The organism is Planosporangium spinosum, assembly GCF_049999945.1.
Lineage (GTDB): Bacteria > Actinomycetota > Actinomycetes > Mycobacteriales > Micromonosporaceae > Planosporangium > Planosporangium spinosum.
On sequence record NZ_JBLYUB010000038.1, the window covers coordinates 21,775 to 46,952 of the forward strand.

At 71.2% G+C, this 25,178-nt stretch carries 22 protein-coding genes and 1 pseudogene; 10 read left to right on the forward strand and 13 right to left on the reverse strand.

The annotated features are described in order from the left end of the window. The first annotated feature begins 13 nt into the window (after positions 1 to 13). Together ACNTMW_RS31460 and ACNTMW_RS31465 are read left to right on the forward strand one after the other, a co-directional pair. Positions 14 to 220: an MbtH family protein gene (locus ACNTMW_RS31460; protein ID WP_426637615.1), complete on the forward strand. Its 207-nt coding sequence runs from the start codon at positions 14 to 16 to the stop codon at positions 218 to 220. A 120-nt stretch (positions 221 to 340) separates the two neighbouring features. Next, positions 341 to 1,138, forward strand: coding sequence for a thioesterase II family protein (locus tag ACNTMW_RS31465; RefSeq protein ID WP_426637616.1), 798 nt, complete (start codon positions 341 to 343; stop codon positions 1,136 to 1,138). 374 nt (positions 1,139 to 1,512) lie between these two features. Here the strand turns inward: ACNTMW_RS31465 and ACNTMW_RS31470 are convergent, their stop codons facing one another. Continuing rightward, positions 1,513 to 2,520 carry a LacI family DNA-binding transcriptional regulator gene (locus ACNTMW_RS31470; RefSeq protein WP_426637617.1) on the reverse strand — a complete coding sequence of 336 codons (1,008 nt, stop codon included), beginning with the start codon at positions 2,518 to 2,520 and terminating at the stop codon, positions 1,513 to 1,515. 360 nt (positions 2,521 to 2,880) lie between these two features. On the opposite strand from ACNTMW_RS31470, the gene ACNTMW_RS31475 reads away from it, so the two are divergent. The 3 genes from ACNTMW_RS31475 (at position 2,881) to ACNTMW_RS31485 (ending at position 6,203) form a co-directional block, all read left to right on the forward strand. Next, a complete protein-coding gene (locus ACNTMW_RS31475) occupies positions 2,881 to 4,770 on the forward strand; it encodes an RICIN domain-containing protein (protein WP_426637618.1) in 1,890 nt (629 codons plus the stop codon). Positions 4,771 to 4,962: 192 nt separating this feature from the next. Continuing rightward, positions 4,963 to 5,589, forward strand: a complete 627-nt coding sequence (locus ACNTMW_RS31480) for a ClpP family protease (RefSeq protein WP_426637619.1) — start codon at positions 4,963 to 4,965, stop codon at positions 5,587 to 5,589. Beyond that, positions 5,586 to 6,203, forward strand: coding sequence for a ClpP family protease (locus tag ACNTMW_RS31485; RefSeq protein ID WP_426637620.1), 618 nt, complete (start codon positions 5,586 to 5,588; stop codon positions 6,201 to 6,203). The genes ACNTMW_RS31480 and ACNTMW_RS31485 overlap by 4 nt, the downstream gene beginning before the upstream one ends. A gap of 105 nt (positions 6,204 to 6,308) precedes the next feature. On the opposite strand, the pseudogene ACNTMW_RS31490 reads toward ACNTMW_RS31485, so the two are convergent. The 3 genes and pseudogenes from ACNTMW_RS31490 to ACNTMW_RS31500 form a co-directional block, all read right to left on the reverse strand. Further along, positions 6,309 to 6,569, reverse strand: a pseudogene (locus ACNTMW_RS31490) (helix-turn-helix domain-containing protein); the annotation flags it as partial. 185 nt (positions 6,570 to 6,754) lie between these two features. Continuing rightward, positions 6,755 to 7,963 carry a GH12 family glycosyl hydrolase domain-containing protein gene (locus tag ACNTMW_RS31495; protein ID WP_426637621.1) on the reverse strand — a complete coding sequence of 403 codons (1,209 nt, stop codon included), beginning with the start codon at positions 7,961 to 7,963 and terminating at the stop codon, positions 6,755 to 6,757. A 204-nt stretch (positions 7,964 to 8,167) separates the two neighbouring features. Continuing rightward, a complete protein-coding gene (locus tag ACNTMW_RS31500) occupies positions 8,168 to 9,322 on the reverse strand; it encodes a F420-dependent hydroxymycolic acid dehydrogenase (RefSeq protein WP_426637623.1) in 1,155 nt (384 codons plus the stop codon). Between the two features lie 305 nt (positions 9,323 to 9,627). On the opposite strand from ACNTMW_RS31500, the gene ACNTMW_RS31505 reads away from it, so the two are divergent. Together ACNTMW_RS31505 and ACNTMW_RS31510 are read left to right on the forward strand one after the other, a co-directional pair. Further along, positions 9,628 to 10,008 carry a PPOX class F420-dependent oxidoreductase gene (locus ACNTMW_RS31505; protein WP_426637624.1) on the forward strand — a complete coding sequence of 127 codons (381 nt, stop codon included), beginning with the start codon at positions 9,628 to 9,630 and terminating at the stop codon, positions 10,006 to 10,008. 116 nt (positions 10,009 to 10,124) lie between these two features. Further along, positions 10,125 to 11,258: a branched-chain amino acid ABC transporter substrate-binding protein gene (locus ACNTMW_RS31510; RefSeq protein WP_426637625.1), complete on the forward strand. Its 1,134-nt coding sequence runs from the start codon at positions 10,125 to 10,127 to the stop codon at positions 11,256 to 11,258. A gap of 12 nt (positions 11,259 to 11,270) precedes the next feature. Here the strand turns inward: ACNTMW_RS31510 and ACNTMW_RS31515 are convergent, their stop codons facing one another. Next, positions 11,271 to 11,984, reverse strand: coding sequence for a hypothetical protein (locus ACNTMW_RS31515; protein WP_426637626.1), 714 nt, complete (start codon positions 11,982 to 11,984; stop codon positions 11,271 to 11,273). Positions 11,985 to 12,343: 359 nt separating this feature from the next. Here ACNTMW_RS31515 and ACNTMW_RS31520 point away from each other — a divergent pair, with 359 nt between their 5' ends. After that, positions 12,344 to 12,784, forward strand: coding sequence for a DUF6069 family protein (locus ACNTMW_RS31520; protein WP_426637627.1), 441 nt, complete (start codon positions 12,344 to 12,346; stop codon positions 12,782 to 12,784). A gap of 102 nt (positions 12,785 to 12,886) precedes the next feature. Continuing rightward, positions 12,887 to 13,492 carry a dihydrofolate reductase family protein gene (locus ACNTMW_RS31525; RefSeq protein WP_426637628.1) on the forward strand — a complete coding sequence of 202 codons (606 nt, stop codon included), beginning with the start codon at positions 12,887 to 12,889 and terminating at the stop codon, positions 13,490 to 13,492. A 174-nt stretch (positions 13,493 to 13,666) separates the two neighbouring features. On the opposite strand, the gene ACNTMW_RS31530 is transcribed toward ACNTMW_RS31525, so the two are convergent. The 8 genes from ACNTMW_RS31530 to ACNTMW_RS31565 all read right to left on the reverse strand — a co-directional run bounded on the left by ACNTMW_RS31530 (position 13,667) and on the right by ACNTMW_RS31565 (position 23,129). After that, positions 13,667 to 14,578: an endo alpha-1,4 polygalactosaminidase gene (locus ACNTMW_RS31530; RefSeq protein ID WP_426637629.1), complete on the reverse strand. Its 912-nt coding sequence runs from the start codon at positions 14,576 to 14,578 to the stop codon at positions 13,667 to 13,669. Continuing rightward, positions 14,575 to 15,273 carry a spherulation-specific family 4 protein gene (locus ACNTMW_RS31535; RefSeq protein ID WP_426637630.1) on the reverse strand — a complete coding sequence of 233 codons (699 nt, stop codon included), beginning with the start codon at positions 15,271 to 15,273 and terminating at the stop codon, positions 14,575 to 14,577. The genes ACNTMW_RS31530 and ACNTMW_RS31535 overlap by 4 nt, the downstream gene beginning before the upstream one ends. Continuing rightward, entirely contained in the window at positions 15,270 to 16,172 is a 903-nt protein-coding gene (locus ACNTMW_RS31540; RefSeq protein WP_426637632.1) for an NAD-dependent epimerase/dehydratase family protein, read from the reverse strand. The genes ACNTMW_RS31535 and ACNTMW_RS31540 overlap by 4 nt, the downstream gene beginning before the upstream one ends. An 81-nt stretch (positions 16,173 to 16,253) precedes the next feature. Beyond that, on the reverse strand, positions 16,254 to 16,967 hold the full coding sequence (locus ACNTMW_RS31545; RefSeq protein ID WP_426637634.1) for a nucleotidyltransferase family protein: 714 nt from the start codon (positions 16,965 to 16,967) through the stop codon (positions 16,254 to 16,256). A 14-nt stretch (positions 16,968 to 16,981) separates the two neighbouring features. Then, complete coding sequence (locus tag ACNTMW_RS31550) at positions 16,982 to 17,977, reverse strand: GDP-mannose 4,6-dehydratase (RefSeq protein ID WP_426637635.1); 996 nt, start codon at positions 17,975 to 17,977, stop codon at positions 16,982 to 16,984. A gap of 52 nt (positions 17,978 to 18,029) precedes the next feature. Further along, positions 18,030 to 19,478 (reverse strand): hypothetical protein, encoded by a 1,449-nt coding sequence (locus tag ACNTMW_RS31555; RefSeq protein ID WP_426637636.1) that lies wholly within the window; start codon positions 19,476 to 19,478, stop codon positions 18,030 to 18,032. After that, positions 19,475 to 20,968 carry a GT4 family glycosyltransferase PelF gene (pelF, locus tag ACNTMW_RS31560; RefSeq protein ID WP_426637637.1) on the reverse strand — a complete coding sequence of 498 codons (1,494 nt, stop codon included), beginning with the start codon at positions 20,966 to 20,968 and terminating at the stop codon, positions 19,475 to 19,477. Before pelF ends, ACNTMW_RS31555 begins: the two co-directional genes overlap by 4 nt. A gap of 7 nt (positions 20,969 to 20,975) precedes the next feature. Further along, positions 20,976 to 23,129, reverse strand: a complete 2,154-nt coding sequence (locus ACNTMW_RS31565) for a hypothetical protein (RefSeq protein WP_426637638.1) — start codon at positions 23,127 to 23,129, stop codon at positions 20,976 to 20,978. A 941-nt stretch (positions 23,130 to 24,070) separates the two neighbouring features. Here ACNTMW_RS31565 and ACNTMW_RS31570 point away from each other — a divergent pair. Beyond that, a complete protein-coding gene (locus tag ACNTMW_RS31570; protein WP_426637639.1) occupies positions 24,071 to 25,015 on the forward strand; it encodes an alpha/beta hydrolase family protein in 945 nt (314 codons plus the stop codon). Positions 25,016 to 25,178: the final 163 nt, after the last annotated feature.

Genomic DNA, 25,178 nt, shown 5'->3' on the forward strand with positions numbered 1-25,178 from the left:
GAAGGAGAGCAGGATGGACGACAACGCCAGGTACCAGGTGCTGCGCAACGACGAGGACCAGTACTCGCTCTGGCTCGCCGACGCCGAGGTGCCCGCGGGCTGGCACCAGGTGGGCAAGGAGGGCACGAAGGAGGAGTGCTCGGCGTACGTCGACGAGGTGTGGACCGACATGCGGCCACGCTCGCTGCGCGAACGCATGGACGGTGCGGTCCGGTCGTAGACCGTGGTGGTTGCCCCGTCGCCCGATCCCGGTGGCGGGGCAACCGCGCGAGCGGATCCGGCCATGGCGGCCCACCTTCGAGGGCCATGGCGGCTCACCTTCGAGGAAGGAGACGTTCAGATGCACGACGTCGTCGACGCCCGCGCCGGGCGCACCCCCGAGGCGGCGCGGTGGCTTGCCGGCGACAGTCGGCAGCGCGCGGACGGCGCGCGCGTCCGGCTGTTCTGCTTCGCCCATGCCGGGGGCGGCGCGGCGTTCTTCCGACGGTGGCGGGCCGCGCTCGCGCCCGCCGTGGACGTGCGCCCGGTGCTCCTGCCGGGTCGGGAGTCCCGGCTCGACGAGGCCCCGTACCGGCGGATCGAGCCCCTGCTCGACCCGCTCTGCGCGGCGCTGGAGCCCCACCTGGACCGGCCGTACGCGCTGTTCGGTCACAGCCTGGGATCCGTGATCGCCTACGAGGTCGCCCGCCGGCTGTCGGATGGTGGGCGGCCGGGCCCGGACTGCCTGATCGTTTCCGGGCGGCAGGCGCCCCGGGCGACCTCCACGCGCCGGACCCTGTGGACGCTGCCCGATGACGAGTTCGTGGCCGCGGTCGGCCGGATGGGTGGCACGCCGCCGGAGGTGTTCGAGCACCCTGACCTGCTGACGATGGTCCTTCCGGCGCTGCGCGCGGACTTCGAACTCAGCGAGACCTATCGGCCCTTGCCGGGCGGTCGGCTCACCTGCGCGATCGCGGCGTACCTGGGGGTGGACGACCCGGAGGTCGACCGGGCGGGCCTGCTGCGATGGCATGAGGAAACAACCGGGGAGTTCACGACGAGGCTCTTCGCCGGCGACCATTTCTATCTCGCGGGTGGCCGTCCCGAGGTGCTGAGCGCGGTGCGCGAGGACCTGGACCGGGCACGTCACCCGCGCTGACGCGGGTGCCGTCGGATCCGGCGACGGCGGTAGGCCCGGGGGGTCGGGCCGGGCAGCACCGACCCCCCGGTGGGCGGATGCCGGCGAGGCGCACCGGGCCGCCCTGAACCGTCGTTGCCGAGGAGCAGCGACGGTTCCTCCGCTCCGCGGAGACATCGCGTCGACGGTCAGTGATAGGGAACAATTAGACGGTCATCATGTCAATCAAACGCAGCAAGATTTAAGCGATCGTCTGGAACAGATTCTGTAACAACTGGCCGCGCGACTCCTGCGTCAGGCCCCGGGGACGGCGGTGCCACCGATGGACGGCCACCGGCCCGTTCACGACCGAGGTTGGCTGGTGACGCCGCCGGCGGACCACGTGCCCGGCGCGCTCACGCCGTGCCCGGTGCCGGGCCGGTAGTGCCGCGCACCACCAGGTCCGTGGCGAGTTCGACGTGCCGGGCGTCGAGCTCGTGCCGCTTGAGCAGTCGCAGCAGCAGCGTGACGGCCATGCGGCCGAGCTCCGCCAGCGGCTGCCGTACGGTGGTCAGCATCGGCTGCGTCATCTGGCTGATCTCGAGGTCGTCGAAGCCGGCGATCGACAGGTCGTCGGGCACGCGCAATCCGCGCTCGACCGCCGCGCGCAGCGCCCCGATCGCGATCTTGTCGTTGAAGCCCACCAGCGCCGTGGGCCGGTCCGGCTGGTCGAGCAGCTCGCAGGCGGCGCGGTACCCGTTGTCGAGGCTCGGTTCCACCACGAACCGCAGCAGCTCGGGTGACGGTAGGACGCCGGCATCGGCCAGCGCCGCCACGTATCCGGTCATCCGGGAGTCGGTCACCAGCCACTCCCGCGGGCCCCCGATGATGCCCACCCGGCGGTGACCGAGCTCCACGAGGTGGGTCATCACGCTGCGGGCGCCGGTGACATGGGCCGCGGAGACGGCCACGATGTCCCGGGGCGGCTGCGTGCGCGGGTCCACCACCACGAACGGAAACCCCCGGTCGCGCAGCCGGATCAGGTCGTCCCCGGGTTCCGGCGGCAGGATGAGGATCCCTCCCTCGACGCCGGCCCGGCCCGGCAGGTCCGACAGCACGTCGCTGCGCTGCGCCGCGTTCCCGGCGTTGAGGATGGCCGTCATGCCGTGCAGTTCGACCGTCTCCACGATCGACGAGACGATCCGTCCGAAGTAGTCGTCGAGCAGGTACGGGCAGCGGATGTAGATCGCGTCCCGGTCGGTGCGCGGCCGTGGTGCCTGGTGGCCCAGTCGGCCCGCGGCCTGCAGCACCACCTCACGGGTACGCGGTGCGACGTTGGCCTGTCCGTTGAGGACCCGGGACACCGTCGCGACCGACAGGCCCGTCTCGGCGGCCAGTTCCCGTACCGTTGCACGCTGTCGCACGAGAGCCTCTTCGATGAGATGTGTTTCAGACCCGCTGATCATAGCCGCCGTCCTCCCGTTTTCCGGGACACGTCACTCCACCAGGGACGGAAGGCCGGCTCGTGCGCGCGGTGAGTGAAACTCATGCGCATCGATTGACACGCGGCGCTGTAACGTGTTTCGTATTGGTTACCAGTCAGGGCGCCGGGCAGCCCCGGACTGCAGCAGCGCTGGCACGCGTCCCGTCCTCCCCGACGGCGCGCGGACCCACCCGAGGACGGTCACACCTCCCACCCGTGGCCGGGGTCTGTCCACCACCGCCGCGCCCCGGCCGTACCCGGCCGCCAGAACGGCGCGTCACCCCAAGCACAGGGAGCCCCCATGCCCGAACCAGGTACCCCGCACCGGACGCGTCGACGTCGGCGCCTCCTCCTCGCCGGCATCACCGGCCTCAGCCTCGTGGCCGGTGGCACGGCCACCGTCACCCTCGGCCCGGCCGCCTTCGCCGCCGGTGAGACGGTGAACGTCTATCTGACCACCACCGGTGACAGCGCGGGCCGCACCGTCACCCGCGGGCTGCAGCGGCAGGCTCCCGTCACGTTCGGCGGCAGCGGCGGCAGCGCGAACCAGACGATCACCGTCAACGAGAACGCCACGTACCAGCCCTTCGAGGGCGCGGGCGCGTCGTTCACCGACACCGCGGCGTTCGCCCTCAGGGGAAGCGGCGCGCTGTCGGCCGCCACCCAGAACGACGTGATGACCAAGCTGTTCAGCCCGACCAGCGGCATCGGCGTCAGCGCGCTGCGCAACGTCATCGGATCGTCCGACCTGGCGCAGAACAGCTACTCGTACGACACCACGTGCTGCGACCTGAACGACTTCTCGCTGAGCCGCGACAACGACATCATGGCGTTGACCAAGCAGGCGCGCGGCCTCAACCCGGCCATGTTCGTCATGGCGTCGCCGTGGTCCGCGCCGCCGTGGATGAAGGACAACAACGCCTACAGCCAGGGCTACCTGCAGGCGCAGTACTACGGCACGTACGCGCAGTACTTCGTGAAGTACATCCAGGGCTACCAGGCCCAGGGCGTACCGATCCGGTACGTGACCGAGCAGAACGAGCCCGGCTGCTGTCCCGGCTACCCGTCGATGCAGTGGAACGCCTCGGGGCTGGACTACTTCGCCAAGACGAACCTGCTGCCGGCGCTGCAGAATGCCGGCCTGAGCACCAAACTGCTCATCGGCGACTGGAACTTCGACACCTACGACGCGTGGGTGGCGCCGCTGGTGGGCGACGCCGCGATCCGTAACCACCCGAACTTCGGCGGGATCGCCTGGCACGACTACGGCGGCTCACCCTCCCAGATGACCACCGTCCACAACCAGTACCCGAACGTGAACCAGTACGTCACCGAGCACTCCGGCGGCACCTGGGTCAGCAACCAGCACGCGGAGGACATGGGTGACCTCATCGACTACTTCCGCAACTGGGGTCGGTCCTGGACCAAGTGGAGCCTCGCCGTCGACCAGAACATGGGTCCGCACAACGGCGGCTGTGGCACCTGCACCGGGCTGGTCACCGTGCACCGCGGCGACAGTCGCTCGGGCCAGGTCGACTACACGATCGAGTACTACACGATGGGCCACCTGACCACGTTCGTGCGGCCCGGCGCGGTCCGCATCGACTCGACCGCCAACGGTACCGTCCCGAACGTCGCCTTCCGCAACTCCGACGGCTCCAAGGCGCTCATCGCCTACAACACCAGCGGCAGCACCCAGTCGATCAAGGTCAACTGGGGCGGCCAGTCCTTCACGTACAGCCTGCCGACCAGGACGTCGGCGACCTTCACCTGGAGCGGGACGCAGTCGGGGTCGCCCGCCGCGACCGGTGCCATCGTCAGCCGGGCCAACGGCAAGTGCCTCGACGTCACCGACGGCTCCACCGCCGACGGCACGTGGCCGCAGATGTGGACCTGCTACCCGGGGCCCAACCAGACCTGGCAGCGCACCGCCGACGGCGCGGTACAGGCCCTGGGCAAGTGCCTGGACGTCGCGGGCAACGCCACCACGGACGGCGCCACGGTGCACCTGTGGACCTGCTACGCCGGTCTGGCCAGCCAGCGGTGGCAGTACACCGCGGGCGGTGACCTGGTCAACGTGGCGGCGAACAAGTGCCTCGACATCAAGGACAACAACCTCGCCGACGGCGCGAAGCTGCAGCTGTGGACGTGCACCGGCGGCGACAACCAGAAGTGGAACGTGCCGGCGTGATCCGCTGAGACGGGCCCGGCGGGGTGTCCCTCCCGCCGGGCCCGTCTCCCTCACCCCTCCGGAACGACGACGAACGGCGCACACCAGCGCCCGACCACGGCTGATCTGCTGACAGCAGATTCGCTTGGCCGGCGGCTGGTCCCGGTCCGATGGTGGATGGCAGGAGGCCGAGTCTGAAGCCGAGGAGAGGCCATGCAACTTGCCGCAGGTTTGACCGCGCTGAGCGCGGGGACGCTCGATGACCAGGTGGCCGCTCGGCTGCTGCATCAGCGCATCATCGTGCTCGGCGCGGAGGTGGATGATCAGGTCGCCAACCGGCTGTGCGGCCAGTTGCTCCTGCTGTCGGCGGAGGACCCGCGCGGAGACATAAGCCTGTACATCAACTCGCCGGGTGGCTCCGTCAGCGCGGGGCTGGCCATCTACGACACGATGCGCCTCATCCCCAACGACGTGAGCACGCTGGCGATGGGGTTGGCCGGCAGCATGGCCCAGTTCCTGCTGTCGGCGGGAACGGCCGGCAAGCGGTTCAGCCTGCCGCACGCGCAGATCCTGATGCACCAGGGCTCGGCCGGATTCGGTGGCACGGCGGCCGACGTCGAGATCTACGCGCAACAGCTCGAGCGGGTCGGCGCCATGGTCCTGGGGCTGATCTCCGAACACACGGGGCAGCCGCTGGAGACGGTCGAGCGGGACAGCCGGCGTGACCGCTGGTTCACCGCGGCGGAGGCTCGCACGTACGGCCTGATCGACCACATCCTCGATCAGGTGGCCGACGTGCGTCCGGCGACGGCGCGGGGCGCGATGGGGGTGCGCGCATGAGCACCTACACGATCCCCACCGTGGTGGAGAGGACACCGAGCGGTGAGCGGGCCTACGACATCTACTCGCGACTGCTCTCCGAACGGATCATATTCATCGGCACGGAGATCGACGACGGCGTCGCCAACGTGGTGATCGCACAACTGATTCACCTGGAATCGGCGAGCGAGCAGGAGATCGGGCTGTACATCAACTCTCCGGGCGGCTCGTTCAGTGCACTCACCGCGATCTACGACACGATGCACTTCGCGCGGTGCGACATCGCCACCATCTGCGTCGGGCAGGCCGCTTCCGCGGCCGCGGTCCTGCTCGCGGCGGGTACCCCGGGCAAGCGCTCGGTGCTGCGGCACGCGAAGGTCACGCTGCATCAGCCGTCCGCACAGGCCCGCGGCACGCTGCCGGACCTGGCGGTGCAGGCCAAGGAGGTGGTCAAAGTCCGCGCCGAAATCGACGAGATTCTCAGCCGGCACACCGGCCACCCGATCGACAAGATCCGGATGGACACCGACCGGAGCTTGACCCTGTCCGCCCAGGAGGCCGTCGCGTACGGTCTCGCCGACCGGGTCATCGCCGACCGCAGGGCGCGCCCGGCGCCGCTGGCGCAGGCGAGCTGATCAAGCGGCCAGCAGGACGACATCGCCCGAGCGCCGGGCCGAGGGTGCGATGTCGTGACGCCCAGGCGCGGCTGTCAACCGCACGACCGGGGCGTGGTCGTTGACGAGATCACGCCCCACCTCGGCCAGCAGGTCGGACAACTCGATGCGCAGCGCGTCACACACGGCGGCCAGGATCTCGGAACTGGCCTCCTTGCGACCGCGTTCCACTTCGGACAGATAGGGGACCGAGACGCGCGCGTCCCGCGCGACGTCGGCCAGCGTGCGGCGCTGCTCCAGTCGGTGGCGGCGCAGGACGTTCCCGACCAGGGTGCGCAGCAGCGGTCGCGGTGGCCGCCGACGCCCGCCGCGGCCGATGTACGCCATGCCCGACATCCCGTCACCATACTCAGCGACGTCGGGCGGCCCTAACCTCGACGGCGGTCATTTCGCCGGCAGCGTAAGCGCGGCAGCGGGACCCGGGCGGCCGTGCGGGCCTCCGGGAACCGGGGGTCCACCACGGCACCCGCACGCCGTGTCTCGGGTCGACGTGCGGGTGCCGCGGTCGCCGGTCAGGCGGTGGTGCAGGTGGTTCCGTTGAGGTTGAAGGCCGTCGGCGACGGGTTGGCGCCGCCGTGGGTGCCCTGAAGCACGAACGAGACGCTGCCGTTCGCCGGGATCGAACCGTTGTAGCCGGCGTCGGCGGCGGTCACCGTGTTGCCGCTCTGCTTCACGGTGGACGTCCACGCCTTGGTGATCTTCTGGTCGCCGGCGAACGGGAACGCCAGCTTCCAGCCGTGAATGGTGCTCCTGGTCGTGTTGGTGATGGAGACGGTGGTGGTGAAGCCGTCGGTCCAGGACGTGGGCGCGTACGACACCGTGCAGCTCTGCGGCGCGGGCGGCTTCGCCCCGCCGCCGACACCGTTGACGCTGGCGGCGAACGAGGTGATGGCGAGGCCGGTGCCGCCCTGCCACGGCTCGAAGCCGGCCTGGATGCTGGTCAGGTACCAGGCGTCGGTGACCTTGCTGCGCTTCTTGATGTCGTTGACGAAGTCCAGGACGCTGAAGTTCAGGCTCGTGACCGGCGACGACGCGACGTACGAGACGACGTCGTTCATGCCGTTGTTGCCGATCCAGACGTCCCAGCTGCGGCCGCCGAGGGTCACGGTGCCGGTCTTGGTGCCGACCGGCTGGGGTCCGCCCTGGTGGTTGAGCCAGATCATGAGCTCCTGCTGGTTCACGCCGTCTTCCTTGGGCGCCGGGTCCAGCCAGATGTCGTACGCCACGTCGTAGGCGCCGCTGGTGGGGTGCGTGTAGCTGATGCTGCTCGTCGCACTCTTGACCTTGCTGACCTGCATCGGCAGGTTGGTGCCGTTCGAGCAGTTGGTGTAGTGGCAGCCGTAGTAGACGGCCGGGTATGAGGCAGGCGCGCCGTCGGTGCGCTTGCCGTGGTCCGCGGCGACCGTGAAGCCCTTGTCCGTCACGTGGATGCACTGGGCGCTGTCGGCGCCCCAGACGTTGTTCATGACGACGTACTGATCTTGAATGGTCGTCGTCTCGGTCTTGTCGCAGATCCTGGTGTCGACGTGCGTGGTGCTGCCGATGGCGTCGACCGGGGCGCCTCCGACGGCGGCGGCCGGGTTGCCGGCGGCGGTGACGACCGAGTTGTCGCGGACGGCGGCCGGGTGGCCGTCGACGGCGACAGCGGCGGTGACGGCGGCCGAGGCCGCGATTGCCAGGCCAGCGGCCATCAGGCCGCGGCGGCGGGATAGACGTGCCACGGTGCTCCTTGGTGCGAGGGGCAGGGTGCGGTTGGGAGCGCTCCCGGGAGCTGGCACGTTAGCATGTTCGCGCAGTGACGCCGCAGCTACCGAAGCGTTGACCGTCCTGGTCAACGCTGTCGGGGTGGCTGGCCTATTCCGCCCCGGCGGCTCGGTGGGGGTGTGACGGGCGGGACACGGCCGCCGATCGTCGCGCCGTGCGCGTCAGCCGTGGACGTGCGGAAGCACGCTGCTGCCGTAGAAATCGATCACCCGTTGCTGGTCGGCCTGCCCGGAGTGCACGAACGGGGTGCCACCCAGAGCGATGATCTTCTGCAGGGCGCGGATGTGCACCGCGGGATCGTCGCCAACCGTCCATTGGGCGTAGACCTCGGGCAGCGGCACCCGCTGTTCGGCGAGGGACTGGATGACCACCGGATCGGGCTGGTAGACCTGGTCCGGAGACTGGTCGGCGGTGAACCGCCACCGCTCGGCGGCATAGGTGGCCTCGTCCTGGCCGCCGACCACGACGAAGTGCTCCACGTAGATCGGCATGCTCACCGGATCCTTGCCGACGGACAGGGCGCCGGCGGCGAAGGCCACGCGCACCGCCGGGTCGGTGAAGTCGCGTTCCTGGGCGATCCAGCCGTCGCCGAGTTGGCCGGCGAGGTACGCGCTCCGCGGTCCCGCGGCGGCGACGTAGATGGGGACCGGCTCGCGCGGCAGATCGTAGAGCTTGAACTGGTCGGTCTGGTAGAAACGGCCGCGGAAGGTGGTCCGCTTGCCGGTCCACAGGGTACGGATGAGCTGGATGGCCTCGGCCAGCCGGTCGTGGCGTTCGGGGTAACGGCCGAATCGGCCCGTGGCCGCCAGTTCGTTGACCCCCTCCCCGCTGCCCACGCCGAGAAACACCCGCCCCGGCGACAGGACACCCAGCGACGCGAAGGCCTGGGCCACCTGGCTGGGGTCGTGCCGGTACGACGGGCAGGTGACGCCGGTGCCCAGCCACAGCTGCGAGGTGTGATCGCCGATCAGGGCGAGCGTCAACCAGGGGAACATGGCGTGGCCCTGGTTGTCCTGCCACGGCTGCGAGTGATCGCTGGTCCACACGTGACTGAAGCCCGCCTGCTCGGCGCAGACCGCATGGCACACCAGGGCAGGTGTGGGGAACTGCTCGTGCGCCAGGACGTATCCGACGGCGGCCTGCGGTTGCGGTGGCTCCGTACCCTGTGCCCGGCCCGGCTGTGGCGTGAGGGCACCGGCTCCCAGCGCTGCTCCGCCGAGGGCCGCCGCACCGCCTGCGGCCAGCGCTCCCAACCGACGCCGGGACAGGCCGGCGGGCGCATGGTGCTGGTCGTCGCTTGGTGATCTCTGAATCATCGCAATGCTTCCCGTGCCGGTGCGGATGGAATACCGGCCGCGGCAGCGGGGAGCCGGACGAGCGTGGCGTGCGCTGCGCGGCAGCCGGTGGCGAGGACGGGCTGCCCGGTCGGCTGCGGGGCCCCGGGGTCACTCGTACCACCGGGGCAGCCAGGCGTAGCCGGATACTCGCCGGATAGTAGTGCTACTTTCACCGTACGTTGCCGCCGTGCTCGGGCTGCCGCCACCCCTGACGACGCCACCGGCCATGTACGGCGGTTTCGCGGTTACCATCACCGCCACGTTTCCAGGAGGTCCGAAAAGTCATGAGCGATGTCGCCGAACTGGGTGCCGCGAAGTACGTGTCGGTGACGACGTTCCGTAAAGACGGACGTCCCGTGCCCACCCCGGTCTGGGCCGTGCCGGACGGCGACGGGATCGCCGTCTGGACCCCGGTCGACAGCGGCAAGGTCAAGCGGATCCGCCGTGACGGCCGGGTGACGGTGGCGCCGTGTGACTTCCGCGGCAACGCCACCGGCGATCCCGTCGAGGCCCGCGCCCGCATCGGCGAGCGCGTCGACACCGACCGCGTGCGGCGTGCTCTCGGTCGCAAGTACGGTCTGGTGGGCCGGCTGACGGTGTGGGGGAGCAAGCTGCGCCGCGGCGCGGACGGTACGGTCGCCGTCCTGATCTCGCCCGCGCGGTGACGGAACGACCGGCCGCCGGTCGCGGGCGGTGGGCGCCGCGCCGTTCGCCGGCGTGATTACCGGCCGCCGGTCCGGGAAGGACTCCCCGACGGGATCCCGCGACCGGGAGGAAGGTCATGGACGGCGGACGGCCGGCGGAGATCGAGATCGGTGTCACCGGGCCGTTCACCGGCACCCCGGCTCACCTCGGCCGGGAGATGCGGCAGGCCGCGCAACTGGCGGTCGACGAGGTCAATGCCGCCGGCGGCGTGCACGGCAACCCGGTTGTCGCGGTCACCGCCGACGACCGGGGCCGTCCGGAGGCCGGCGCCGAGGTCGCCCGCGCGTTCCGCGCCCGTGCCGCCCTGCTCGGCGTCGTCGGCCCGGACAACAGCAACGTCGCTCTGGACACGGCGCCGATCTACCGGGACGCGGACCTCGCCATGGTCCATCCCATCGTGTCCCACCCCGCGCTGACCGAGCGGAGGATGTCCAACGTGTTCCGTTTGACCAACCGCGACGACGTCACGGCCCGGGCCATCGCGTCGTACCTGCGCCGCGAGCGGGGCAAGAGCCACTGCGCGGTGGTCGAGACCGCGACGACGTACGGACGCAGCATGGCGGCCGAGTTCGTCCGGGCGTTCACCGCTCTCGGCGGCGAGGTGCGGCAGCGGTACACCGTCGAGGAGGGCGACACGGACTTCGCGCCGCTGGTCCGGCGGCTACCCGCCGAACTCGACCTGGTCTTCTACGGCGGCAGTTTCGAGGGGGCCGGCATCGTCACCGCCATGCGAAGCGCGGGACTGTCCCAGTTGTTCGCCACCGGCGACGGGTGCTGGGACCGGGCCGCCTTCCTCGAACCGGCCGGCCGCGCGGCGGCGCAGGGAGAAGGGGCACTCGTCCTCGCGGCGTCACCGGCGACGGGCCACGTACCCGGTTCGGCCGAGTTCGCCCACCACTACGAGCGCCGCTTCGGGCCGATCGGCAACTACGCGGTCAACTCGTACGACGCGGCCAGGCTGCTGCTGGCCGCTGTCGCGGCGGTGACGCGGGACGCCGGTGGTGTCCCGGACCGGCGCCGGACGCTGGAGGCGGTACGGGCCATCGAATTCCGCGGTATCGCGTATCCGGAGCCGACCCGATGGGACGCCGCCGGCGACAACCTCGCCACCGGCACCTTCCTCAATACCGTGGTCGACGGTCGGTTCCAGCAGGTCGCCGCCGTTCCCCGGCAGGACCGCGTCGAGCCGGCCGGGGACAACCGGGCGTAACGTCCGGGCCGCTCACCCGCGCGCGACACCGCCCGCGGTCCGGGTGCTCTGCTTCGGTGGGCGTGGTTGTCGGCTGGCGAGCGCCGTCTTCACGGACACCGTCAGGTAAAGCCCGTTGACCACCAGGCCGGCGAGCACGCGACCGGGATCGAACACTCCTCCGTTGGCGGTGGCTGCCGCGACATTGCTCAGAACCAGCAGTACGCCCAGGCCGGACCAGCACGCGCCGATGACCGCGACGACGAACAGCATCGTGGGCCGGCCCTGGTCGGCACGGCGCCGGCCTTTGACGGTGCACACCAGCAGCGGCACCGTCTGTGCGGCGAGGATGACCCCGCAGACCGTCAGGATACCGCCGATCAGCACCACCCAGCGGGCGTCGGAGGTCGAGGAGCCCCGTGCGGCAGCCAGCATGACCAGGCCCGCGGCGAGCAGGAGGCTGGCAGCGACGATACCGAGAATCTGTATGGTCAGCAGGAAGGTCGACCACGGCCGGTGCTTGACCGCCGGAGGCGCCGGCACACCCGAGGGCCATCCGCCCGGCTGAGCGGCCGCGGACCCATGCGCGGTCGCGGCGTCCGAGTCGACCGGCGCCGCGTGCGGGGCTGCCACGTAGGGCTGCTGGTGCCCGTACGGGTCCGGGGGACCGTAGCCGGGGGTTGCGCTGCCGGCCGGGTCGAGGTGGAAGCCGTGGTCCGGCTGCTGGTTGTGCGCGTCGTCGTGCACGCTGCTCCTGTTCGGTCGCGATGGTTGCTGCTGTGGAAACTGCGTCGGCGGTGATCGCGTGGACACCGGACCGTATCCGGCGCTGGCGGCCCATCGCACGAACGTATCCGGGCCGACGGGTTCCAGCCTCGGATCGCGACGTGTCACTGGAGTATCAGCGGTGCGGGGCTCTGCAGGCACCTGCCTCCCCGCTCCCGGCCTGCCACCTTCCCCGTCCCGGCCGCTCACCTGCCGTCCGAAAAAAGGTTCGGCGGCCCTGTCGATTTCCGGTCGGCCCCGTTCGACGTTCAGGTGAAGGGCCCGCACCGGGCGGGCCGCACGGACCGGGTACCGACCCGCACACGACGAGGAGCGCCGCCATGACCGATACGACCGCCACCACCGTCTCCGCCGCCCGCGCCGAGCGCCGCACGCGCCGGCTCGTCCGGGCCGCCTCGGTCGTCGGTGCCGCGTGCGTCACGAGCGTGATCTTCGCGATCGGCAAGGCCGCGGGCACCGAATTCACGATCACCGACCCGGGCGACAACGCCGTACCGCACACCTTCGTCCTGCCGGAGATCGCGATCATCACGCTGATCATCGGCCTCGCCGGCTGGGCGGCGCTCGCCGTCCTCGAGCGGTTCACCTCGCGGGCCCGTATCGTCTGGAGCATTCTGGCCGCCGCGGTCGTGCTGCTCTCGCTCCCGCCGATCTGGATCGAGCGGGCCACCACCGACACGCGGGTGCTGCTGGCCGTCATCCACGTCGCTGTCGGGGTGGCGCTGATCCCGATGGTGCGGGTCTCCGCCCGTCGCGGCTGAGCCCGCCGATCACCACGCCGCCCCACCCGCTCACGACGGAGCGACAGCCGTCGTAACGACGAAACTCGACATCACCGAACAGCGATCGAAAGGACACGGCAGATGAGAAAACTGATGGTGACCACGTTCCTGACCCTCGACGGGGTCATGCAGGCCCCGGGCGGACCCGACGAGGACAGCGCCGGCTTCGCGCACGGTGGCTGGTCGGTGAACTACTGGGACGAGACGATGGGCCAGGTCATGGCCGAGGCGACGAGCAGGCCGTTCGCGATGGTGCTCGGACGTAGGACCTACGACATCATGGCCGCGTACTGGCCGCACGCCGACGAGGACGGCGCCGACGTGCTCAACAACGCCACCAAGTACGTCGCGTCGCGCGGTCGTCCCACGCTGGAGTGGAACAACTCGGTCCTGATCGAGGGCGACGCGGCCGACGGCGTCGCGGCATTGAAGAAGGAAGACGGGCCGGAGCTACAGGTGCACGGCAGCGGAAACCTGGTCCAGACGCTGCTGCGCCACAACCTCGTCGACCGGTACCGCCTGTGGATCTTCCCCGTCGTCGTCGGCTCGGGCAAGCGGCTGTTCGCGGATGGCACCGTCCCCGCCGGTCTGAAGCTGGTCGACAGCAAGGTCTCCACCACCGGAGTCGTGATCGGTACGTACGAGCCGGCGGGCGAGATCCCCATCGGTTCGTTCGCGGTGGGCTGACCGGCCGCACCGGGAATCACCCAGCCTGGTGCCGTCGGGCGATCCGCTGGCGAAAGCGTGGGTCACAACGGGCCGGTCCGAAGGTTCGGGCCGGCCCGCATCGTCGATGACGACAACGGGCCGGTCCGGTCACCCCGTCGCGCAGCGCGCCGCCGACGTCGGAGTGCGGACGCTTCAGCACGGCCAACGGGGAGCGTCCAGGTCGAGGTTCTTGCGCATGGAGCTGAACCGCAACGCCCTGGCCTGGGCGCAGAACCGGGCGTTGTCGAGCCCGTACTCGACATGGAACACGGCCTTGCCGGCGCGGATGAACGGCGTGAGCTTGTCGCACTCGCCGTACCTGGCGCACTCCTCGTTGACGGCGAAGTCGAAGTCACCGACCAGCTGGGGCACCTGGTCCAGGTCGTTCTTCAGCCCGATCGACAGCCCGCGCTGGTGGGCGAGGTCGGCGAGCATCCGGTTGTAGGCGAGCTGGTCGCCCGCCGAGAGCGGGAAGCCGGTGTCGTTCGTGTAGCCGTCGACCAGGTCGGCCTCGACGGCGTCGAAGCCCGATCCCCGGCAGAGGTCGAACCGCGCGGCCATGATCGGGCGCAGGACGTCGAGCCGGCGGATGTCCAGGGAACGCTCGCCCTTCCAGCCGTTGGGCTTGCCGAGGACCCGTGGTGGGAACGCGTGGTAGTCCGGGCGGAAGGTCTCGGCGGCGCCGGCGTTGACGTAGCAGATCACCTTGCGCCCCTTCGCGTGCAGGGACCGTACGACGTCGGGGCCGTTCTCGACGCCGTCGATGTCGTACACCGGCACGTCGACGCCGGTGTCCACCGGCGTGGTGAGCTGCCACTGCCAGGGTGTACCCGGTGCCGGGACCCACCGGCGGGCACCGGGCGGCGGTACCGACGCCGTCGACGGCGGCGTGGCCGTGCCCGGCGCGGCGCCGGTCGACGTGGCGGAACCGTGCGGGGACGGGCCCTCCGGGACCGGCGGAGGGGGCGTGCCGCCGCCGGTACAGGCGGACAGCAGCGCCGCGCAGACGGCCGGGAGCGTCAGGCGCCGCACGAGCGTCGGCGTCATCGGTCGGTGGCCCGTCATCGGTCGGTGTTCCCCGCGTCGACCGGGTCGCCGGGGAGCCGGTCCCACGGATTCCCGCCGCCCTGGTTGGTGGCGTAGACGCCGCCGGCGTTGCGCTTGCCGGCCAGGTCCAGCGCGTCGCCGAGGTGCGCGTGCGGCACGGAGTGCACGAGGTGGAAGAACCTGTGCGCGGCGCTCGCCCGTACCCAGTGGGGAACGGCGGCGTCGAGGTAGGCGTGCCACGGGCCTTCGAACGTACCGAGCAGGTCCGCGTGCTCGGCGTAGGCCGGCACCGGCTGCGCGCCGTGGTTGAACGCCACCACGCCGGCGCCGTGCCGCCGCACCGACTCGGCGAGCGCGCGGTACCGGGCGACGTGCTCGGCACCGACGGAGACGCGGTCGAAGAACACGCCGTCGACGCCGTACCAGCTCTGGTAGCGCTCGAGGTCGGCCAGGGCCGCGCCGGGCGGGCGGCGGCCGTAGTCGGTGTCGACGTAACCCGCGACCGTGACGCGTGCGTCCCGGATCCGCGCGAGCACCGGTCCGAATGCCTCGTCGCGGCGTTCCCCGGGGCCACTGGCCAGGTTGAGCACGACCAGCCGTACCCGCCGGGCCAGGGTGACCAGCCGGTCCCAGTCGCCGGCCCGCACCGCGGGGTGGAAGTAGGCGGGTACGACGAGCAGCGGGCGGGCCGCCGCGGAGCGATGGGGGTTCATGTAACGCTCTTCCACAGGTCGTCCAGTGACGTGGTCAGGTCCCGGCGCGGCTGCCAGCCCAGCGCCGTGCGGATGGCGGTGATGTCGGCCTGTTGCCACGGTACGGTCGCCGAGCGCGGCGACCCCGCGGCGTCGGAGTGCACGGCCCCGGTGAACCCGGTGATCGCGACCAGGCCGTCGACGAGGGTACGGACCGGCACCGCGGTGCCGCTGCCGACGTTGAGCACCGGATGGTCGAGGACGGGGGCGGTCAGCGCGGCGTGCACGGCATCGGCGACGTCGCGGGCGTCGACGAAGTCGCGTACCGCGTCCAGCGGCCCGAGCCGTACCGCGTCGTGCGCGGCGAGCGCCCGGGCCAGTTCGGCGGCGACCCGCCCGGGCAGGCCGCTCGCCGGACAGCCCGGGCCGACCGGGTTGAACACCCGCAGGACCACCGCGTCGAGGCCGCAGGTGCGGGCCAGTTGGACGAGGCGGGTACCGGCCAGCTTGGTGGCCCCGTACACGCCGACCGGCCGGGTGGGTGTCCGCTCGTGGACGGGTACCCCGGGCTCGACCGCACCGTACTCGGCCGCTGAGCCCAGGTGCACCAGTCGCGGGGCCAGCCCGGCCCGCACCAGCCCTTCGAGCAGGGCGGCCGGGCCGACCACGTTCGCGGCGGTCAACCGCGCCGGGTCGCCGCCGACCGCCCCGGCGCAGTTCACCACCGCGTCGGGAGTCACCTTGACCACCTGCTCGGCGATCCGTGCCGCCCCGTCCGCCGAGACGTCGAGCCGGACGTACCCGGTGTGCCCGGGCCGGGGCGTGCGGCCGGCGGCGACGACCTCCCACCCGGCCGCCGCCAGCCGCCGCCCGATGTGCCTGCCGAGGAAACCGTGCCGACCGATCACGAGTACGCGCATCCTCGTCGCCTCCCTGCGTGGTGTGCGGTGCCTGGCGATCGCCGCCCCGCCAGGCGTCGCGGGCCCGGCTGCCCCCGGCGCCTACGCGCCCTTGAGGAGCCGCGGTTTGATCTCGTCGAATTCGGCGTTGGCACGGTCGTAGTCGTCGGGCCGGCCGATGTCGAGCCAGTACCCGTCGAACGCGTACTCGCCGGGTGGGTCGTCGCCGGCGATCAGATCGAGGACGAGCTCGTCGAAGCCGAGCGGCGTCCCGGGCGCGTACCCGCGCAGTGTCCGCTTGGAGAGCCCGTAGACCCCCATGCTGACCCGGTAGTCGATGGTGGGCTTCTCGGTGAACTCCACGACCCGGCTCCCGCTCGTGGTGAGCACCCCAAAATCGATCTTCACCCGGCGGGCGTAGGTCGCCACGGTCAGCGGCGCGCCGGACGCGCGGTGGCCGCTCAGCAGGTCGGCGTAGTCGAGGTCGGTCAGTACGTCGCCGTTCATGACCAGGAAGTCGTCGGGCAAGCGGTCGAGGATCTGCAGGACGGGGCCGATGGTGCCGAGCGGGTTGTCCTCGTCGGCGTAGTCGACCGCCAGGTGCCAGCGGCTGCCGTCGCCCACGTAGGACCGGATCAGGTGACCGAGGTACCCGATCGCCAGGGTCACCGTCTCGAAACCGCGCTGCGAGAGTTGGGTCAGGACGATGTCGAGGATCGAGAACTCGTCGCCGATCGGCACGAGCGGCTTCGGCAGCCGCGTGGTGTACGGCCGGAGCCGGACTCCCTTTCCGCCGGCCAGGATGATCGCATGCATTGCCCCTCCGAGGTTCACCGGTTGTACTCGTGCGGTTTGTAGTGGGCGAGGTTGGCCGGGTCCGAGAACCACTCGATGGTCGTGCGCAGGCCCTCGTCCCGGGTGCGGGTCGGCTGCCACCCGGTGCGTTCGTGCAGCCGGGACGCGTCGGCGATCAGCCGCATGACCTCGGAGTCCTTGGGGCGGATCCGTTGCGGGTCCGCGACGATCTCCGCGTCCGCGCCCATCAGCCGGATGATGTCCGCGGCGAGTTGGCCGATCGACACCTCGACGCCGGTCCCCGCGTTGAACAGCCCGCCGACCACCGCGGACGCCGGTGCGGTCCCCACCGCCACGAACGCCTCGGCCGTGTCCGCGACGTAGAGGAAGTCGCGGGTCGGGTCGAGCGCGCCGAGGTGGATCTCACGCCGGCCCGCGGCCACCTGGCTGACGACCGTCGGGATCACCGCCCGCGCGGACTGCCGGGGGCCGAAGGTGTTGAAGGGGCGCAACGTGACCGCGGGTACGCCGAAGCTGAGGTGGTAGGACTCGACGAGCTTGTCGGCGGCCAGCTTCGAGGCGGCGTAGGGCGACTGGGCCTGCAACGGGTGCGTCTCGTCGATCGGCACCGTCCGCGCCGTGCCGTAGGTCTCGCTCGTGGACGTGTGCACCAGCCGCGGTGTCCCGCAGGCACGTACCGCGTCGAGCACGTTGAGCGTGCCGATCACATTGGTGTCCACGTAGGACCGCACCGCGCGGTAGGAGTGGGGGATCGCGATGAGCGCGGCCAGGTGGTAGACGACCGCGGCACCGTCGACGAGCTCACGGGCGGAGGCCGGGTCCCGGACGTCGCCGAGCACCACCTCGACCCGGTCGCGCACGTCGACCGGCAGCGAGTCCAGCCAACCCCACGAGCCGAACGAGTTGTACAGCGCCATCGCCCGTACCCGGTGTCCGCGCCGCACCAGCGCCTCCACCAGGTGCGAGCCGATGAAACCGTCGGCTCCGGTCACCGATACCAGGTCCGTCATGAATGTGTCCTGCCCTTCGTCGTGTGAGATCCGTGGAGAGAGGGGCCGGTGGCTACCCGTGCCGGGTTGCTCCGGCGAGGACGCTGCCCGCGTACCCGAGCAGCAGCACGGCCAGCGCGGCACACGTCACCAGCTGGGCCGGCGCCGGGTCCATCCGTGCCAGGGCCGTCAGCGCGGCTTCGACTCCGAGCCCCGCCGCGCAGGCCAGGGGAGGCACCAGGGTGCCGCGGAACGATTGCAGCAGCAGCGCGACGAACAGCGCACCGCCGAGTGCGAGGTACGCGCCGCACTCGATCAGGGCCACCCACGGGGTACGCCACTGGTCGCTGGCCGCGACGGCGCCCGCCACGACGGCGAGCAGCACCGCGGTCGCCGCCAGGTACCGGGCCGTCGCGGCCAGCAGCGCCCGTCGCGCACCGGCCGCGAACTCCCACGGGTCGCGCGTGGTGCGCAGCAGCCGGTAGGTCCGCCGCCGGTACCGGTAGAGGCTCCACTCGGCGGCACCCATGCTCAGCGACAGCGGCGTTGCCAGCAGTGGCGCCAGGTGGGAGAGCTGCCCGGTCAGGTGTGACGCCACGACAAGGTAGGTGAGCAGCCCGGCGGCGGCCAGACCGAACAGCACGTGCGGGAGCGCCGCCCGCAGCTCGTGCCCCGCTGGAACCCGGCCGCCCACCGGACCGGGCCGGGCGGTGCAGGCGGCGGCGCAGCCGAGCGTCGCGGCGATCGTCGCACCCAACGTCCACCACACGGGGTGCGCGAACCAGGCCGGCCGGCCCAGCACCAGGAACCCGGCACTGCCCAGGACGCCGGGCGCCAGGCAGAGCAGGAGCCAGCGGTGTTTCCCGCGCACCAGCAGCACGGTCGCGGCGATCAGGTACGTGCCCTGACCACCCGCGAACAGCAGCGCGGCGAACGGTACCGGTACCAGCGACGTGCTGGCCGCCAGTACCCCCCACAGCACGGCCAGCGCGACACCCGCCCCGGCGCGCAGTATCCACCGCGAGCCGCCCGGGTCGAGCCGTCCCGCACGGGCGTGGCCGAGGTAGGCCAGCCCCTGGCTCAGCGCCCAGGACGCGAGCGTCGCCACGAGGAAGCCGACGAGCGCGGCGCGCCCCGCCAGCAGCGGTGCGGCCACCGGAAAGCACACCGCGGGCACCGCGTAGAGCAGGCCGTTCACGACGTGTTCGGCCGGCTTCACCTGCCATGGTTCGGGTGCCTCCGGCGGCTCCGCGGGCCGGCGCGGCACCCGGCGGTAGAGGTCCTCGGCGAGGGCGAACACGTCCGGGAAGCCGTACCGGGTGCGCACCGCCTGGTCGCTGAGCCCGTCCGCCTCCAGGGCGGCGGCGACCTCCAGCGCGTCGACGGCCGACTCGCACACCGCGGTCATCCGGCGGCGTAGCTCCGCCACGCCGCCCGGGTCACCTGGCGGCGCCGTCGGCGGGGGAGGAGCATCGGCGTACCGCCTGCTGGCGGCCGACAGGTAGACCGTACCCGCGCTCATCGCGTGTGCACCCCCAGCGCCATCTCCAGCGTCTCCGGTCCGGGGTCCGGCTCGTCGGGGTAGGTAGCCAGCAGCCGCCGGCCCGCGGCGAGCGAACAGTAGATCTCGTCGTACGTGCCGGTCGCCCGATCAACCGTGAAGTACTCCAGGACCCGCGCCCTGGCCTGTGCGCCGAGCCGCCGTCGCCGCTCGCCGTCGCGCAGCAGCTCCACGCAGGCCCGGGCGATCGCGTGCGGGTCGCGGGGCGGCACGACCACCCCGGTCTCCGCGACCGCCTCCGCCACCCCGCCGACATCGGTGGCCACGCAGACCCGCCCGCTGGTCATCGCCTCGATGACGGTGTAGGGGAAGCCCTCGGAGATGCTGCACAGCACGACCACGTGACCCGCGGCGTAGGCGTCGCGGATCTCGGGGACCCGGCCCTCGAACGTCGCGACCTCGCCGACTCCGAGCTCGTCGGCCAGCAGCTTGCAGCGTTCCAGGTAGTCTTCCCGGCCCTTCGGGGTGCCGCCGAACATCCGCAGCCGGGCCTGCGGGATCTCCTGATGGATCAGGGCGAACGCGCGGATCAGGGTCTCCAGGTCCTTGATCGGGTCGACCCGGCCGGCCCAGCTCACCGTGGGCACGTCCGGCTCCCGGTCCACCGGGGGGAACTCGGCCGGGTCGACCCCGTTGTAGATGGTGCGGATGAGCGCCGGGTCGGCGCCGAGCCGCTCCTCCCACCGTCTGTTGTAGACGTTTCCGGGGGCGATCGTGTCGGCCTCGGCGTAGGCGAGCGCGCACAGGCCGCGCAGAAACGACAGGTGCAGCGCCTTGACCGGCCAGCGGTACGGCGCGCCCTGGAATTCGAGATAGCGCTCACGCAGGTAGATGCCGTGCTCGGTGAGGAGGAGCGGGGTGCCGTACGCCCACTTGGCGGCGAGCGCCGGCAACACCGCGAGTCCGTTGGCCACGCAGTGCGAGACGTCGGCCCGTACCGGTGCCGCGGACAGCGGGCTCAGCGAGGCCTCCAGCAACTGGAGCGCGGTCAGCGCGTCGTGCAGGGTCGGCGCGGGGTCCCCGCCGGCCGGCCAGCCGGCCCGCCACGCGTCGGTGAGGAGGTGAACCGCCTGTTCGCTGCGGAAGCTGGCGCGGAGATCCGCTCGCTGGGCGTAGTCGAACAGGTGGCGTAGCGCCGCGCCGAGGCGCCGCGGTGCCTGCTCCGCGGGGCCCAGCAGCGTGTCCAGCAGTTCCCGTAGGAGGGGGACGAACAGCCGCCGGCCCGGCCGGCCCGGCTTGCGCCGGGCCGGCTGGGATCCCCACAGCGGCACCGTGACCACGGACCGCACGTTGGCCGGCAACGTCCAGGCCACCGGTTCGTCGCCGGTGGCGGCCAGGGCGACCAGGTGGAAGTCGTGGTCGGCCATGCCGCGGACGAGCTGGTCGCACCACACGGCCACCCCGCCGAAACTGTGCGGGTACGTGCCCTCGGTCATCAGCGCCACGTTCATCGTCGGATCAGCCGCCCGTCGGCGCGGTGGCGGCCAGGCGGGGCAGCGTGCGCGTCCCGGCCGGACTGGTGATCGTCACCGCGGTGCCGCGTACGGTCACGCTCAGCAGAGCCGCGACGCCGCCCCGTACCTTCGGCGGCACCGCCGCGGCCGGGTACGCCGTACCCGGCAACGTCAGTGTGGTGGCCGACGCCCCGAGCGTCAGGTGTCCCGACCGCTCACCGGCGTACGCGCTGCCGAACGCGCCGCCCCCGGCGACCGTGGTGCCGGTGGGCACCGTCACCGGAACGTTCGTACCGGCCGGTCCCGCGACGGTCACGGTACCGCCCCGCACGTAGCCGCTCACGGTGCCGGCGTCGCGCGCCTGCGCCCACGCGTCCTGCCGTTGCAGCGCCAACCCGGCGTCGGTCATCGACTGGTTCACCACGGGGGTGTTGGTCGCGAACGTGGTGCGGTAGGCCGACAGGACGCCGCCGACGGCCTGGAGCGCCAGCCTGTCCCCGGCCAGGTTCGACTGGTGCATGTAGAACGGGCGCGGGTCGTTGGACAGCACGTAGCCGAGAGTGATCTTGACCTGGAGCGGCAGGATGTACGCCGACCACCCGGTGGTCGGATTGAGCGGCGCGATGCACGTGGTGGTGGGGTTGTTCTCGCAGATGCCGCTGCCGCCGTCGGCCTTCGAGGTGTAGATCCAGTTGTACTCGGAGACCTCCTCCCGCGCCGTCGCCACGTTGAAGAACACGTTGATCGGATGGCGGGGAACCCCCGCCGCCGATCCGACCTGGCGCTGCGCCGGTTCCCGCGACGCGTCCAGGCCGAGCCAGCCGATGCCGTTCTTCACCAGCGAGCTGGCGAAGTGGGGATTGTCCACCGGTTGCTGCGGCAGGATCCTGGTGCCCGAGTGCTCACCGGCGACCAGCTCGTCCGGCCGGATCGGCAGTCCGTTGGCCCTGGCGAACTGGACGTTGTCGGCGATCTCGCGGTCGATCGTGGCCTGGTCGACCCAGACGACGTTGCCGCCGGCGTCGGTCTGGCACCGCCACGGGATCACCGTGAAGTCCTGCGCGCAGCCCAGGTACGCGTGCGTGGAGGTGTGGTTGAGCCACCGGAAGAAACTCTTGTAGGACAGGAGGGTGACGGTGAGCGGGTCGGTGGGACCACCGGCCTCGACGCTGCCGTTGCCGTTGTAGAGGAGGTCCAGCGTGTAGGTGTTCTGCAGCTGCCAGTTCAGCACGTTGACCACGTCGGCCGGGGTCATCCGGATCGGCGCCGTCGCGGGTACGCCCGGGGCGCAGTCGCCTTCGCCCGGGGTGCACTTGCCGACGTCGCTCCACCGGGAGTCGCTGGCGAAGACGTCGTCGATGTGGGTGGAGAAGTAGTTGCGCCAGTAACCAAGGTGCACGCCCCTGGTCAACCAGTCCACGATCCCGTGCGCGAGGACCCGGTACTGCTGCTGGTAGTAGTTGTAGGCGAAGGTGAGCACGAGTTGCTGGCGGCCGCCCGCGGTGAATACGCCGGCCAGCGTGCCGGTGGCGGATCCGCCGGGGACGCGCCCGGTCAGATACGGCTCGAAGTGGGCGCCGGTGGTCGGGTCGTCGGGCAGCGGGGTGGCCAGGTGGCCGTACGAGCCGTTGCCCCCGGGGCTGCCCTCGAACGCCACCGGACCGTTGAGGTACCGGAAGGCGTCCGCGCGGGCCGACGCGGTCGCGGTAGCCGTGGTGCCGTCGAACGAACCGGAGTAGACGGGTGGGTTCAGGCCGACGTTCGCGCTCGGGTAGACGTACCCGTCCACCTGCCGGACGTTGAAGGACTGTTCGAAGGTGGCCAACGCGGACTGTTCGGCCGCGGACAGTCCACTTGGCGCGTCACCCGGCAGCACCACGCCCTGGAACCTGGCGTGTGGCGTGCCGTCGGCAAGCTGGTCGGCCAGGAACGCATCGGTTATCGCCGGGCGCGCCGCGTCGGCGAGGTCAACGACCGTCGTCGGTACCCCTTCCGACGCCAACTGCTCCCGGATGGCCTGCACCCACGGTGTCCCGTCGGTGATCACCAGTACATTCAGGTCGATGCGTGGTGCATTGGTGGCGGCGGCCCGGCTCGGCGCGGGCAGCGCCGTGACGCCGGTGACGCAGGCCAGCGCCGTGACGAGTGATAATCGCAATCCTTTGACCAAGGCCACGCTGTTCCCCCTTCGGTTGAGGTCTTCCGCGCGCGCTGTTCCGGTCCGGGCGAACGGGAACGATCACAGTCGAACCGCCGCCTGGCCCGACGCGCGTCTATTCGAGCTGGCTGGGTGGATGGTGCCCGGAGCGTTGGCGTTGCCTTCCCCGTGGGGCGCAACCCACGCGGACAGAGGTACGAGGCCGGGCGGATGGCTGAGTGGTCAACGAGGACAGTGCTCGCGGCAACGGCGCCGGGCTGCCACGGTCCTGATCGTCGGTGGAATGGATCACGCCGGTCCGCGGAGGCACCGTCGCCCCGCCCCGGTTCCGCTTAGGACGTGCCTGTGACGATGGTGTCGGCCTGCACAGAAATCAACACCACCGACCTCGTTTCCCGGCGGACGGTACGCCTACCAACGGCCGGAAACGTGGATGTTGCCGCACGCGAAACCGCATCGAGAAGCCACCCTCCCCCCAGAGGTCGCTTACCGGCGGACTGGTAAGCGTCATTACCGCGCCGCTCTGCGCAAGGGTTTGCCGGCGCTGGATGCCACCGTGCGCACACCCCGCTTCCGTGACGCAGAGTTAGCGTTACACAACGCAATGGTGTCGCCGCTCCCTCGGACAGGTGCCAATTTCGGGCTACGGTCTATTGACAGCCAGTCAATTCCACCTCGTCAGGGCGCTGACGAGCGCGTCCAGGCCGCTGCCGGTGGACCGTCCGGTGTGCCCTGTGTCGGATGTCCGATGAAGACGCCCCTACCGAGCGGTGGCGTTGCACAAAAGGCCATACCAGATAGTGGGAGTCGTCCGGGTGTCATCGGTGGCTACCTGCGGCACGCCATGGCGCTGTCGTACCCCGCTTGATCCGTTATCCGGTTGACCACGGTGGCGCATGGCGACTCTTGATGACCCTCGTAGCCATCGATATTGTTCCCGGATGCTGTTCGCTCCGACGCGCCGTGAGGTGACCTTCCGGCACGGCGACTCGCGCATCGTCGGGGACCTCCACCTGCCACCGGGCGCGACACCGGACACTCCCGTCCCGGCGCTCGTCATGGTGCTCGGCTCGGGTCCGGCCTCGGGTGCCCACGCCCGCAACTGGGAGGACGCCGGCGCCCGCTTCACCGCCGCCGGCCTCGCGTTCTACGGGTACGACAAGCCCGGTTGCGGAGAGTCCACCGGTGACTGGACCCGGTTGACCTTCCACGACCGGGCCGAGGAGACCCTGGCCGCAGTCGCGGCGGTCGCCGCTCAGCCCGGCATCGACGGCGACCGGATCGCCCTGCTCGGCGGCAGTCAGGGTGGATGGATCGCTCCGTTGGCCGCGACCATGTCCGACACCGTCACCGCGATCGTCAGCATCTCGGGCCCTGGTGTCACGGTCGCCGAGTCCGAGGAGTACCAGATCGGAGCCGAAGGCGTCCGGGAGGGCTACACGGCCCAGGAGATAGCCGATGCTCTCGCGCTGTACCGCCGGGTCATCGCCCGACTGCGGACGGGAGACACCGCCCGGGAGGTCCTCGTCGACGAGATCGACGTCCTCGGCAGCCGGGCAGCGGAACTGGCGGAGATCACGAGTGTGAAGGAACTGGAGTTCTTCGCGGGAATCGCCGACTACGACCCCGTACCCGTGTTGGCGCGTCTCCGCTGCCCCATCCTCGCGATCTTCGGCTCCGACGACGTCCTGGTCCCGACCGAGGCCAGCGTCTCCGCCTACCGGAACGCCTTCGCCACGTCGGGACACCGTCAGCACCGCATCGTCGTCTTCCCCGGCGCCGACCACCGGATCCTCGTGCCCGACCCCGGCACCGGTCACCTGCGACGCGCCCCCGGTCTGTTCGAGCTCATCACCGCCTGGCTGGTCCGGACGCTACGCGCCTGACCAGCCACCGCATCCGCCCCGGCGATGAGGTCAGTCCACCGCCGGAAGGACCGGGGGCCGGTCGCGCCATGCCCGCTTGTCACGTCGGATCTCGCCGGCGGTCGTGGGGAGAGGATCGAACCGCTCGTCATCGCCAACCTGTGCCGTCGCCAGATCGCCGTAA